Origin of the sequence: Capnocytophaga canis (assembly GCF_000827555.1) — a bacterium.
GTDB lineage: Bacteria > Bacteroidota > Bacteroidia > Flavobacteriales > Flavobacteriaceae > Capnocytophaga > Capnocytophaga canis.
Genome location: NZ_CDOI01000182.1, coordinates 1 through 13,378, shown reverse-complemented (window position 1 = coordinate 13,378; position 13,378 = coordinate 1). Strand labels below are relative to the sequence as shown.

General features: G+C 34.5%; 15 protein-coding genes. 3 read left to right on the top strand and 12 right to left on the bottom strand.

Annotated features, from left to right (window positions below; genetic code table 11):
* The 3 genes from ychF to CCAND38_RS09635 form a co-directional block, all read right to left on the bottom strand.
* Positions 1 to 918: redox-regulated ATPase YchF (gene ychF, locus CCAND38_RS09645; RefSeq protein WP_042345068.1), on the bottom strand; the 918-nt coding region annotated here is incomplete at its 3' end.
* 167 nt (positions 919 to 1,085) lie between these two features.
* On the bottom strand, positions 1,086 to 1,709 hold the full coding sequence (locus CCAND38_RS09640) for an SIMPL domain-containing protein (protein WP_231550026.1): 624 nt from the start codon (positions 1,707 to 1,709) through the stop codon (positions 1,086 to 1,088).
* A gap of 107 nt (positions 1,710 to 1,816) precedes the next feature.
* Positions 1,817 to 2,458 carry a rhomboid family intramembrane serine protease gene (locus CCAND38_RS09635; RefSeq protein ID WP_042345067.1) on the bottom strand — a complete coding sequence of 214 codons (642 nt, stop codon included), beginning with the start codon at positions 2,456 to 2,458 and terminating at the stop codon, positions 1,817 to 1,819.
* Between the two features lie 57 nt (positions 2,459 to 2,515).
* Here CCAND38_RS09635 and CCAND38_RS09630 point away from each other — a divergent pair, with 57 nt between their 5' ends.
* Complete coding sequence (locus CCAND38_RS09630; RefSeq protein ID WP_042009476.1) at positions 2,516 to 3,379, top strand: lysophospholipid acyltransferase family protein; 864 nt, start codon at positions 2,516 to 2,518, stop codon at positions 3,377 to 3,379.
* Between the two features lie 13 nt (positions 3,380 to 3,392).
* Here the strand turns inward: CCAND38_RS09630 and CCAND38_RS09625 are convergent, their stop codons facing one another.
* From CCAND38_RS09625 to CCAND38_RS09615, 3 genes are read right to left on the bottom strand one after another with little or no spacing between them, the layout of a single operon-like run.
* Positions 3,393 to 4,004 carry a fumarylacetoacetate hydrolase family protein gene (locus CCAND38_RS09625; RefSeq protein ID WP_042009477.1) on the bottom strand — a complete coding sequence of 204 codons (612 nt, stop codon included), beginning with the start codon at positions 4,002 to 4,004 and terminating at the stop codon, positions 3,393 to 3,395.
* Positions 4,005 to 4,018: 14 nt separating this feature from the next.
* Positions 4,019 to 4,636, bottom strand: coding sequence for a DUF4230 domain-containing protein (locus tag CCAND38_RS09620; protein WP_042345066.1), 618 nt, complete (start codon positions 4,634 to 4,636; stop codon positions 4,019 to 4,021).
* A 1-nt stretch (position 4,637) separates the two neighbouring features.
* Entirely contained in the window at positions 4,638 to 5,405 is a 768-nt protein-coding gene (locus tag CCAND38_RS09615; protein WP_042009481.1) for a 3'-5' exonuclease, read from the bottom strand.
* 279 nt (positions 5,406 to 5,684) lie between these two features.
* On the opposite strand from CCAND38_RS09615, the gene CCAND38_RS09610 reads away from it, so the two are divergent.
* Positions 5,685 to 7,844, top strand: a complete 2,160-nt coding sequence (locus CCAND38_RS09610) for a S9 family peptidase (RefSeq protein WP_042345065.1) — start codon at positions 5,685 to 5,687, stop codon at positions 7,842 to 7,844.
* A gap of 235 nt (positions 7,845 to 8,079) precedes the next feature.
* Entirely contained in the window at positions 8,080 to 8,211 is a 132-nt protein-coding gene (locus CCAND38_RS12150) for a hypothetical protein (protein WP_255318320.1), read from the top strand.
* 75 nt (positions 8,212 to 8,286) lie between these two features.
* On the opposite strand, the gene CCAND38_RS09605 is transcribed toward CCAND38_RS12150, so the two are convergent.
* The 6 genes from CCAND38_RS09605 to CCAND38_RS09580 all read right to left on the bottom strand — a co-directional run bounded on the left by CCAND38_RS09605 (position 8,287) and on the right by CCAND38_RS09580 (position 13,081).
* Positions 8,287 to 9,264 carry a hypothetical protein gene (locus CCAND38_RS09605; protein WP_042345064.1) on the bottom strand — a complete coding sequence of 326 codons (978 nt, stop codon included), beginning with the start codon at positions 9,262 to 9,264 and terminating at the stop codon, positions 8,287 to 8,289.
* A 4-nt stretch (positions 9,265 to 9,268) separates the two neighbouring features.
* Positions 9,269 to 9,766 (bottom strand): 3'-5' exonuclease, encoded by a 498-nt coding sequence (locus CCAND38_RS09600; RefSeq protein WP_042345063.1) that lies wholly within the window; start codon positions 9,764 to 9,766, stop codon positions 9,269 to 9,271.
* Entirely contained in the window at positions 9,766 to 10,866 is a 1,101-nt protein-coding gene (locus CCAND38_RS09595; protein ID WP_042345062.1) for a hypothetical protein, read from the bottom strand. The genes CCAND38_RS09600 and CCAND38_RS09595 overlap by 1 nt, the downstream gene beginning before the upstream one ends.
* A gap of 83 nt (positions 10,867 to 10,949) precedes the next feature.
* The gene (locus CCAND38_RS09590) at positions 10,950 to 11,297 is read right to left on the bottom strand and encodes a WD40/YVTN/BNR-like repeat-containing protein (protein WP_042345061.1); all 348 of its coding nucleotides are present in this window, start codon (positions 11,295 to 11,297) and stop codon (positions 10,950 to 10,952) included.
* A 45-nt stretch (positions 11,298 to 11,342) separates the two neighbouring features.
* Positions 11,343 to 12,260, bottom strand: a complete 918-nt coding sequence (locus tag CCAND38_RS09585) for a hypothetical protein (protein ID WP_042345059.1) — start codon at positions 12,258 to 12,260, stop codon at positions 11,343 to 11,345.
* 350 nt (positions 12,261 to 12,610) lie between these two features.
* Complete coding sequence (locus CCAND38_RS09580; protein WP_042345058.1) at positions 12,611 to 13,081, bottom strand: hypothetical protein; 471 nt, start codon at positions 13,079 to 13,081, stop codon at positions 12,611 to 12,613.
* Positions 13,082 to 13,378 lie beyond the last annotated feature (297 nt).

Sequence of the window (13,378 nt, the reverse complement as noted above, 5' to 3'; positions counted from 1 at the left end):
CCCCGCTGCCTGTGGAGCAGTATCCCCTTTATGGATAGTCCAGGCTCTTACTTCTTTCACTCCTGCCGTGAAATAGGTTTGTAAATTTAGTAATTTGTATGCTGCACGGATAAGTTTTGACGCTCCTGGTTCGTCCAATCCTAAATCTTCCAAAAACATTTGACGCTCTTCATAACTTTCTAGCTCTGTGATATCAGCTTCAGTAGCCACTGCTAATACGATTACTTCTGCATTTTCGTTTTTAATAGCATCACGAACCTGTTCCACATATGCATTTCCAGATTTAGCAGAGGCTTCATCTACATTACATACGTATAGTATTGGTTTGGCAGTCAAAAGCTGAAACGAATCCATCAATTCTCGTTCATCATCAGATACCTGTACAGCACGAGCTGAATTTCCAGATTCTAATGTTGTTTTGATACGATTCAACAATTCTTGTTCTTTGGCAGCTTTTTTGTCACCGGCTTTAGCGGCTCGGTTTACTTTATCAAGGCGTTTTTCTACAGTTTCTAAATCTTTGAGTTGTAGCTCTACATCAATGGTGCCTTTATCGCGGATTGGATTTACACTTCCATCTACGTGAACGATGTTGTCGTTCTCAAAGCAACGCAACACGTGAATGATAGCATTACACTCACGAATATTTCCTAAAAACTGATTTCCTAAGCCCTCGCCCTTACTAGCTCCTTTCACTAACCCTGCAATATCTACAATTTCAACTGTAGCGGGTTGCACACGCTCAGGATTTACGAGTTCTTCCAATTTCTGCAAACGTGGGTCGGGAACATTCACCACACCTAAGTTAGGTTCGATGGTGCAAAATGGAAAATTTGCACTCTGTGCTTTTGCATTTGATAAACAATTAAATAAGGTAGATTTGCCTACGTTTGGTAATCCTACAATTCCTGCTTTCATCTGTGTTATATTTAATTAGGGGTAAGTGAATAGTTAATGTTTCTATACACTGCTACTAAACGCTTTTTTTCAAGTTTGCAAAAGTAATAAAAAATATGGTACAACAAAACAATAAAATTTTAACATTTTATATACGTGTGAATCAGGGAAATATAAAAGACAAAAAATTACTCTTTCAGTAATTCAAATGAAATATTGACATTAGCTCTAATTTCAATGACACCAACAGCTATTGTACTGTTCATGACATCGTTTTTTGCAAACATAGCAACGTTTTCAAAACGCGGTGCATTGGAATTCAATTCGCTTATAAACAACGCTTTACCAATGTTTTGTTCTAAACTAACGGCATAAAATAACGCTTTTTGACGTGCATTGTAAATTGCTAATGATTGTGCTTCACGTATGAATTTTTCTCTATCTTTAACATCAAACGTTACGCTGTTTATTTCATTAACTCCTGCTTCAAATAAACATTCCATCAACCATTCGTACTTAGAAATATCTTCCAATTTAATATTTATGCCTTGGGAGATGTAATATTTATTTATATGCTTCTCATAATTATAATGTTTTCTCAAGGATACATGACTAGTTTGGAAGTTAGATTTGGGTAATTCATCGGCTAAAGTGTGTAGAACTTTGGCTACGGCTTCTTCGTTTACTTTTTTTAGATGTTTTACATTATCTCCTTCATTTTCAACGTTTAAAGATATGTATACAATATCAGGAGATACAGTCACAAAACCTTCACCCACAACGGTTACGCTTGGAACAGATTGTGCTATCATAGTCAAAGGAATAAAAAATAATATTAGCAAAAATGATTTCATATTTGTATGTTTCAAATTATTTGTTTCACGTAAGAAATATTCCATTTTGATACGGATTGTATTTGCTACATCAATCGTTTTCTAAACACCAATAATAAGACTATAGGCACTAACATACCTATAATCAATAGAGGTTGAGTTGTAATCAAATGAGGTTTGAGTATTAATGCATAAAGTAATCCACCAACAGCGCCTCCAAAATGAGCCGAATGACCGATGTTTCCTGACCTTGTTTTCATACCATAGATGGAATAAAGCAAATACCCAATTCCAAAAATATAGGCAGGCATTGGGATGAAAAACACAAAAATCAACATATTGGGAGCAAACAAGATGGAGGCATACAAAATTCCCGTAACCGCTCCACTGGCACCAACGGCAGAGTAATAAGGTTCATTTTTATGAAAATACAAAGTAAAAATATTACCCAAGAGTAGCGCGAGAAGATATGTTATCACAAATGACGATACTCCCACATTGTAAATAACTACATTGGCAAAGAAAAAAAGTGTTAGCATATTGAAAATCAAATGTTGCCAATCGGCATGTAGGAATCCACTGGAAAACATCCGAACATATTCTCCTCGTTGAACATCACGGACATTGAATTTGTATTTTTCAAAAAGAGTATAGTTCTTAAACCCTTGCATTGAGAAGAGGGCGTTTGCTCCTATGATAATAAGAGTGATTAAATGTAAATCTCGCATATTGATTTTGATTTTTTCGGTCAAATATAACTATATTTGCGGAAATTTCCACATCTGATGAATTTATTGATATTTATTTTGGCATTTCCCTTAATATGGTTAGTCTCTGTTTTGCCATTCCGATTATTGTACGTTTTGTCTGATTTTTTTTACATTGTTATATATAAAATTCTGAAATTCAGAGTTAAAGTAGTTCGTAAGAATTTATCCATTGCCTTTCCTTTTAAGAGCGAATCGGAACGATTATCCATAGAAAAAAAATTCTACAAGCATTTCTGTGATATATTTTTAGAAATGGTAAAATCTTACGGAATGTCGGAAAAAGAGATGAAAAAACGGATGATTTATTCCAATCTGGAAATTCTCAAAAAATACGAAACTGAAAATCGAAGCATTATTTTCATATGTGGACATTATGCGAGTTACGAGTGGTTGTTGTCGTTGGCGTATTCTTTAAAACATACGTCATATGCGCTTTATAGTCCGTTGAGCAACAAGTACTTCGATAAACTAATCCAGAAAATCCGCATGAAACATAAAAGTTTTTTGATGTCGCGTTACAAGGCTTCTGCGGAAATGAAACGACATAAAGACGAAGGGCTTATTTGCTGTTACGGATTTGCTGCTGACCAGGTTCCTAACAGTTCCAAAAGCTATCGTCGTCCGTTTTTAGGATTACGGGTACCAGTCTTTACAGGAGCGGAACGCATTAGTAAACAGTTAAATACGGTAGTCGTATTCGCTAACATTGAGAAAATAAAACGAGGGTACTATCGGACTACTTTTGAAGTTCTTTCCGAAAATCCGATCGAAATGCCTGATTATCAAATTACAGATATGTTTTTTGAACGTCTCAACCAACAGATTTATTCACAACCTGAATACTATCTGTGGACTCATAACCGTTTCAAACGCATGTAAAATCGTTCTCGAATCATCCCTTTATAGCAAAAGAAAACATCTTTTTATCACCCAAAAAACCTTCTAAAATATCGTTTGCAAGTACTTGTCCTACGTTAGCAGGGGTTCCCGTAAAAATCAAATCCCCTTTGCGTAGCGTGAAATACTTTGAACATTCGGAAACTATTTGGTCAAAGTTCCATAGCATTTGATTTGAACTACCCTGTTGTACCGTTTGTCCGTTTTTCTCTAATCGAAATGAAATATTAGTCAAGTCTAATGTTGATTTTTGTATAAAATCTCCTATAATAGCAGAACCGTCAAAAGATTTGGCTTTTTCCCAGGATAGTCCGTCCTTTTTTAGAGATGATTGTATGTCTCGAGCCGTAAAATCAATCCCCAAACCAATTTCATCATAGTACTTGTGAGCGAATTTTTCGGAAATAAATTTACCATTCTGATTAATTTTCAATACCAACTCTACTTCGTGATGCAAATTAGAGGTGAACTCAGGAATATAATAGGGTAATTCGGTGTTATGAATCGCCGTGTCGGGTTTCATAAACAATACTATTGATTCGGGATGTTTTCCGTCAAATTCTTTAATATGGTCAATATAGTTTTTACCTACACAAATGATTTTCATAATTTTATGTATATTTAATTGTTTTCAAGTATTCGTAAATCTGTTGTGTTTTCAATGGGCTTATCGTTATAAACTACCGTCCAACCAACCGAGCGTGTCAAGAAAATAATGTTTGATAGTTCGGATATTAATCGGTTTTTCGCGTTGCTTTTCAGCGTTGAATTTGCTACTTTTTTCTCTAATTCAGTTTGTATTTTTTTCTGAATTTTGTTTACATCATCTGCATTAAAAGGATTTACTTGACTTTGACTTATGTCGTAATATTTTAAATTTGGATATATTTTTATTTCCTCTTCAGGAATATATTTGATATTCACTATCTTATTTACTTCATCGATGTCGTAAGTAATTTTTGTAAGATCATATGCTACTGTTACATCAGCATTGACTACAATTAGTATTTTTTTGTCGAATGAAAATAAATCTAAAAAATATTTCTGACTATCTGTATATGAAATTACCTCTGAAAAATGACCTTCAGTAACGATAAGTTTGCTGACATTCGCAATTTGGGTCTGAATTAATGCTGTGTCGGCTTCCAAAACTGCCTTTTCTTCTTTTTTATCGAAAATGTATTTCAATCCTAAAAGAAGTATTACCGCAGTGAGCATACCTATGAAAAATCGTTTCATCCTATGAATTAAATTTACGTAACTTAATGGCTGTCAGTACTTTTTTAGTGTATAAAGGAAAATCAGCATTTAGAATCCATCCGAAATAGCCAGGTTCTTCGGCTAAAATATCTTCCACACGTCGCCCTTTGTGTTTTCCAAATGAAAAAATTTCTTCATTTTTATCGTTCATCACGATAAAACCTGCAAAATCAACACTTTGCTTACGTGTTGTAAATTCACTGATTTTTTTAATATCGGTTCCCAAATCATCATATCGTTCAAGTTGGGATTTGAAAATCTCGTATGTAGCATTAGTATCGGCTTCTGCTGAGTGGGCATCATCTAAAATTTTATCACAGTAAAACTTATAGGCGGCACTCAAGGTTCGTTGTTCCATTTTGTGAAAAATGGTTTGTACATCGACTGTAACGCGGTTTCCTAAATCAAAATCTATTTCGGCACGTAACATTTCTTCTGCCAGAAGAGGAATATCGAATCGATCTGAATTAAATCCGGCTAAATCAGAATCTTTAATCATGTTGTGGATTGTTTTCGCTAACTCTTTGAAAGTAGGTTCATTAGCAACTCTCTCATCGGTAATTCCATGGATATCACTTGCTTCTTTTGGAATAGGCACTGTCGGATTTACCAACCAGGTTTTACTTTCTTTATTCCCGTTTGGAAAAACTTTTAAAATAGAAATCTCTACGATACGATCTTTGGTAATATCTGTTCCTGTGGTTTCTAAATCAAAAAAACAAATAGGTTTTGATAATTTTAATTTCATATTCTTTTATTTGGTGTGTCTTATGTTATTATAAAGTTTCAAACAGTTGAATTACATTCCATTATATATTTTAATGCAAATTTCCTGTTTGGAATGCTCGACAAAGATACGACAGAAAAACAAATTATGATTCATTTAATCAAAATAAAACAGATTTTACCTAAAACTAGTCTTCATGATTTTTTTGTATGACTTACGCTTATAATAGAATTACAGAAAAACTTTTTTTCAATATTTTTTATATCTTTGTGGAATTATTAATCAATTTTTTTTCATATTATGACAAAAAAAATAAATCAAAAAAAATTCGCTATTGTTGCCGTTTCGCTTATTTTTGCAACTTCTTGTAAAAATAATACCGAAACGATGAAAAAGACAGAATATCCAGATATTCAGCCACCTGTGGCGAAGAAAGTTCCTCATAAATTGGAAAAATTTGGTGATGTGCGTATTGATGATTATTTTTGGTTGAATCAACGTGAAAACCAAGAAGTTATTGACTATCTGAACGCCGAAAATGAGTATTACCAAAAAATGACGGCTCACACTAAAGATTTTCAAAACTCGCTTTTCGAGGAAATGAAATCCCGAATTAAAGAAGATGATTCGTCCGTACCGTATTTCCGAAATGGATATTGGTACATTACTCGCTATGAAACTGGAAAAGATTACCCGATTTATGCACGTAAAAAAGGAACTTTGGACGCTCCCGAAGAAATTATGTTCGACTGTAACGAAATGGCAAAAGGACACGCTTATTTCCAACTTGCGGGAATTTCTGTAAGTGATGATAATAAATGGGCTGTTTTTGGTGTGGATACCGTTTCTCGTCGCCAATACGTGTTGCAAATCAAAAACTTAGAAACGGGTGAAATTCTTTCTGAAAAAATTCAAAACACCACAGGTTCAGCGGCTTGGGCAAGTGATAATAAAACGCTATTTTATACCCAAAAAGACCCACAAACGCTTCGTTCCGATAAAATTTATCGTCACGAATTGGGTACGGATACCAAAAAAGACGTACTTGTTTTCCACGAAAAAGACGATACTTTCTACACGTATGTATATCGTGAAAAATCAAGAAAATACATCGTTATCGGTTCAGGAAGTACGCTTACATCGGAATATCAAATCCTAAAAGCGGACAATCCTACGGGCGATTTTAAAGTATTTCAGAAACGTACACGAGGTTTGGAGTATGATATTTCACACTATGGCGATGCTTTCTACATCGTTACCAATAAGGACAATGCAACGAACTTCAAGTTGATGAAAACCGCTGAAAATGCGACTTCTGCCGAGAATTGGAAAGAACTTATTCCGCATCGTGAGGACGTGTTTTTGGAAGGAATCGAAATTTTCAAGAATTTCTTAGTGGTGGAAGAAACGTTCAATGGTTTAAATAGAATTGAAATCCGTCCTTGGAATGATGGGCAGTCGTATTATCTGCCTTTCGAAAGTGAAACTTATACGGCATATACTACACAAAATGTTGATTTTGATACAGATGTATTGCGTTACGGATATCAGTCGATGGCAACACCTGCTTCGGTGATTGACTTTAATATGGTTACCAAAGCAAAAACGGTGCTAAAAGAGCAACAAGTTTTGGGTGGAAATTTCGACAAAAATAACTACGTAGAAGAACGAATTTGGGCAACGGCACAAGATGGAACAAAAATTCCGATGTCGATGGTTTATCGTAAGGGAATGAAAAAAGACGGCAAAAATCCGTTGTTGTTGTACGCTTATGGTTCGTATGGACATACAGTAAGTCCGTATTTTTCCTCTTCTCGATTGAGTTTGCTTGATAGAGGTTTCATTTATGTGATTGCTCACATTCGTGGAGGGCAATATTTGGGCAGAAAATGGTATGAAAATGGTAAAATGTTACACAAAAAGAATACATTTACCGATTTTGTTGATTGTTCTAAACACTTGATAGCTGAAAAATACACTTCAAACGAGCATTTGTATGCCGAAGGAGGTTCTGCAGGAGGTTTATTGATGGGAGCTGTGGTAAATATGGCTCCAGAGCTTTACAATGGTGTGATTGCAGCAGTTCCGTTTGTTGATGTGATAACCACGATGCTTGATGATACAATCCCTTTAACGACAGGAGAATATGATGAGTGGGGAAATCCGAATGAAAAAGAGTATTATGATTATATGCTTTCTTATTCGCCTTATGACCAAGTAAAAGCACAAAATTACCCTAATATGTATGTTTCTACAGGATTGCACGATTCGCAAGTACAATATTGGGAACCGGCTAAATGGGTGGCTAAATTACGTCAGATGAAAACCAATAATAATTTGCTGTTCCTCGACACGAATATGGATGCAGGACACGGCGGGGCCTCTGGTCGTTTTGAAGCTCTGAAAGAAACAGCCAAAGAATACGCATTTATGCTGGATTTGGAAGGAATAACTAAATAATCTCATAAAAACAAGAAAAATAAGAAAAGGCTATCCGAAAAGGACAGCCTCTTCTGAATAATTTTTCCTTAGAAGAGCATCTTCCAAAAATAAGGAGATGCTTTTTCTTTGGAAATTCGTTTGATAACCAATTTTCCCTTTCTGCTACTTTGTACAACTATTCTCTTTATTTCATTCATTTTCAAATATATTTTTCCTTTGTCTATAAATCTCATCAACCAAATTCGCCATCATCATGGGTGGAACGCTCATTCCAAGTACGTACTGCACGAATGAATACGTGGAAGTTACGCCAAAATCATTACGTTTGCGTAAAATCTACTTAAACGAAAACGATCGTAAACGCTACGAAAAAGAGTTTAAATAATTGTAAGATTTCCTCTAAAAAAAGTGATAAAAAAGCCGAAAGTGTAATACTTTCGGCTTTTATGTTAATATACCCTTATGTATTGGATTTTCCGATGATTTTTTTCCCAATTTCTGTTAGGATTTCTCTCAAATCTTCTGCAAAAATGAATTTTATATCTTGGCTATTTTCCAATAACTTTGCGTTAAGTTCTTTTTCTGCTTTGGTAACAATTACAATTTTATCAATCAATTTTAAATTTTCATTATTTAACTCATTGGCTTTGTCAATTTGAGCGATTACCTGTGTTCCTACACCTCCTGAATAATCTTTTACCTGAATTGCTATTGCATACTGATATTGAGAGGTAAGACTTGGTAATTTAACTAAAATATCCGTGCCGTGTTGTGCCTCTGACCTTCCACCGATACGATCTATTTCATAAAAAGGGAATAATTCTTTTAATCCATAAACTAAGGCATATTCCCATTCTTCACGCGTAAATTGCTCGTTAAGTTTTTGGTATAACTGATTGCTAAATTCGGTTTGGTTAAACACCGCTACTACTGAAGATTCAAATCGGTCTTGATAGGTTTGCGTTTGTTTTAATTTTTCATCATCAGTAGTAATAATTTTCTCCACATCTTCCTTATAGTGGTTGATATTCCAAAAACGAGACGGATTTTTAAGTGTAGAGCGGATATTTCCCGAAACATTTGAACTATGCCTTGAAAAAGATTTGATAAGTTGAGCAGGGAAAATATGTCCATAATCGCCGTATTGGTCAGAAATCTGGAAGTCATATCCAGTGTCCCAATCAGCAGTGGCTTCAACCACGGCAACCTCTCCCCAACTCGGAAGTTGAGGCACCAATAAAATATCTCCTTTTTTTACACGCTGAAACATCGGTAAATTCCGTTTAGTACCGACATCAATACGTTCGGGGTGGCGAAGGTCTTGGTTTTGGTCATAACCCCAACCTTGTCGTAACCTGCCCTGTTCTAATTCTTCTTTAAAGAAAGAAATGTGTCTTGTGTCAATTCGGTAACACCAATAATTTTTCTTATTTTCCATTATTTTAATTATTAAACATTTTCGTAGCGATGTAAGCACAAGCTTGTGCATCTGCCAATGCGTTATGATGATTATTAAGTTCGAATCCTAAATAACTTGAAACGGTATGTAACTGATGATTTGGAAGTTCAGGAAAAAGCTTTTTTGCTTCTCGATACGTACAAAAAAACGGATTTTGATGAACGGGAAGTTGATAAGCTGACAAAACTGCTCTCAAGCAGCTTTCATCAAAACTACTATTATGTGCAACGAAAGGCAAGTTTTTTATCCGATTGGCAATCCTTTCCCAAACTTCGGGAAACTCAGCCGATTGCAGCGTATCCCAATAATGAATGCCGTGAATATCGGTCGCCCATTGGCAGTAAAAATTGGGGATTGGTTTTATCAGTTGGTAAAATTCACCTACAATTTGGGCGTTTTCTACAAAAACCAACCCCATACTACATACGCTACTTCGGTGCTGATTAGCTGTTTCAAAATCAATGGCAACAAATGATTTCATCACACATTATTTTGTTTTGCTATTTGCTGAAATTTAGTAATGTACATATCCATTTCGTTGGCAATCTCCGCAATGAGTTCTTCCCTTTTGCGTGGGTGTTTTAAACGTTCAAACTCAGATGAGTTGAGTTTCCAAAAATCCAAATTGTTACGGTCAGCGAGTTTGTAGCCAAACCAATTGGCAGTTTCTTTAAAATTGGTAGAGGTCTGTTGAACGACATCTAAAATAACTTCGTTTTTTTCGTTAGGTTGCGATTTAATAAATCCGTAGTAATAAGAATTTTCCAGCTCTACGCAGAAATTAAGCGTTTTCCCTTCTTTAGTGGTATAAACTGGAAACCAAAAACCAAACCAACGATGACGGTTTCTGGCTCTTGCATAAAATTCATTTACATCTTGAGTAAAGTCTTTTGGAGTAATTTCATATCCTTTATTTTTGAATTGTTTTTGCAATTCGTTCCAAAAATAATTTTGTAGTTCATATTTATCAAAACTTTCATTTTCAATAAATAAATCGCACTCACGCAAGAGTTCCTCAATTCTATTTACGCTAATTGATGTAGCTTCGCTGGTGTACAAATCGCTTTTTAGAATAGAAATAATTCCGAAGACTTCTTCACAAAGTTGAGAGTAGAATTTGGGCAATTTGCTTTGTTTGTGTTTATCTGTGCTAAAATCGTTCATCAATTGAATGAGTTTGGACACACGCTCAAAAATCTTGTCGGTATTCTCTGGCGAGGTGTGCATTTGAATATATCCAAGCTGAAAAATTAAATCTTTAAGCTCGTCAATATTGCTTTCAGAGTTTGAAAGAGTGATTTCTCCATCTTGAATAATACCTTTCAATTTCTCTAAAAAATCGTGATAAACCTCTTGCTTTTTCTCAAAAACTTTTAGGTTACGTTCTCTCTTTTCTTCGTTAGCGGTTTGCCCTTGTAGCAAAAATACCGTGATAATTGCTGTAATTACCACCCCGATTAACGCCCCATAAAATTGCGAAGGCAGCGATTCCATTTCGAAAATTTTGAATAAAATAGCTCCTCCTAAAAATAAGATACTGAATGCAATAATTCCGTATATCCACAAATTTTTATTGTTCATATATTTATCCTTTTTATTTTGATTTGTAAAATGTTATTTGGCAAAAGTAGTAGATAAATTTATCCACTACTTTTATTGTTTGTTCAGCTTCGTTTACTCCACGTTCTACCCGCATTTTTAGAGTAATACAACCCTTTGCTTGTAGTTGCCAACAATTCCGAACCATTATCTTTTAATGATTCGATTTCACCCGCAGAAGACCCCGTGTAACGAGAACTCCAAGTTCTGCCTCCATTTGTAGAATAGTAAATTCCTTTGGAGGTTACCGCCAAAAGTTCATCGCCATACGGACACAAATCTAAAAATTCTCCCGCAGAAGACCCCGTGTAGCGAGAACTCCAAGTTCTGCCGTCATTGGTAGAATATTCAATTCTTCCTTTTTCCTCGTTGATACGAAGCATTTCGCTTCCATAATGAATCATTTTTGACATTTTACTATAAATTTAATTATTAACTGATTTATTGTAGCATTGTAACTACTTGCTTTTTAACATATTCATTAATTTTATAAAGTACCATTCTTCTGCGGAGGAAAAAGCTAAATTTATTGTACCTCCTTTTGATGGAAAAATAAGTACGGGAACATCTCTATAAGATTCTTCAATTTTTACAATATTATTAATGCTCATCTGCTTTATTCCTTGATTGTTATGAATTTCTATAATATCGTCAAAAACATAAAGAGTTGTACCTATTGCATTTTGCTCATCATAGTAAACAGCTCCTCCTCTGGTGCGTTTATTGAGCATATCTACTTCAAATTTTGCATAACACGGTTTGTCTCCATAAGGATAGTTTTCATTATACTCCTTTATTATGGGGGCTATTTTCCGTTCCAACTTTTGATTTAATTCCCTAATTTTAGAATCAATATGAGGATGTTTGTCTTTCAGATGATAAATCAAATTACGAATTAAGTTATAAACATATTCATAATTCCCATAATAAACAGCCTCAACTTCTTCATCACATTTTAAGACGATTAAATCATAAACATCTAAAAAAGTCTCATCATTATGATACCACCATATTACGTCAGAAATTTTTTTAAAATCTTCCTTTCCAATCCAAGTTAAATTAATAATTTCTTTTAGTTTCTCTCTAACAAATTCTGTTTCCTTTTTTATATCATACGACAGGAAAACAAAATCCTTCAATTGACTATATGCTATCGATTTATCGCTTATATTATCTAAATCTTTTCTCAACTTTTTTAGTTTAGATTCACGTTTTAATATATCAATTGCTCTGTCCACTAACACAAGTAGCAACAAACAAACCGCCCCCACAGCAAGCCAAAAAGAAACTGACCCTACGTTGTCATCATAAATATACCAACCTACAAAAGCAGCAGCTATTAAATACCACCACACACTGATTTTAAAATACCTCATTCCTTAAAATTTAATCATTAAAATTTTTCCCTACTCTATTACAGGCTTTTCGGGCTACGCCTTTTTTCAATGAACAAATAATAATTTTTCAATAAACGATTATTCATTGCCTTAAAGCATTAAATAGGTTTTCAACCCGTAAAAATACTTCTCAAAAATGTATAAAATACCCTTCGGAAATGTATTTTATACCCTAAAACAATGTATTTAATACTATTTGAAAACCTATCAAATATGTTAATAAAGGATATTCAATACCTTAACAATAGGTATTTAATGTACTTTTAAAGCCTATTTAATGGCTCTTATTTGATTTTTTTATATCTCCCTACCTCCTTAAAGAGGGAATTTTATACATCTGCTTTCTTCCGTCCTCCTTTAAAAAATTGCTTCAGTTGCTCATATAGGGTTTTAATACCTGGAACGTTTTGTCCGCTTAAAAATTTTACGTTTCGGTAAAAGGTTATCGAATTGAAATAATTGTCATTATCGAGCAATACTTTGGTATCCGAAAGTTGTTCTGTAATAGTTTTAAGACGAATAAGGCGAGTTTCAATTTGCTGACGAGCTTGATAATCGCGGTCAAATTCCTCCTTGTCCAAAAAAGAAGGCACAAACTGAGGATATTGCTCCATAAACTCTTTGCATTTATTTACAAAAAGTTTGTTTTGCTCAGCAATGCTTCCGTACTGTCTACGTTCATCAGGAGTAAGGTTAAATGTTTTTCCTTTTAGCACATTTTCAATGTTTTGCAAGGCTTCATCTAACTTTTGTAATTCTTCGGCAGTAAAAACTACACTGGCTAAATTTTTGTCTGTCATCGTATTAAAGTTTTATAGTTAAAATTTCTATTTTCCCAATTTACACAAAAATGCAAAAAACCGATTACGAGCCATATGCCCATAATCGGTCTGTTTGCTATATATTGTTAGCAAATTTGTATTATGTTGTAAAAAATAAGTTATGAAATGTTGTATATATGCAGAAAAAGTATATACACACGCGAAGGAACTTTTAGTTAAAGCATAAGAAAGGCGTTGCGTTGCGTTGCGTTGCGTTGCGTTGCGTTGCGTTGCGTTGCGTTGCGTTGCGTTGCGTTGCGTTGCGTTGCGTTGCGT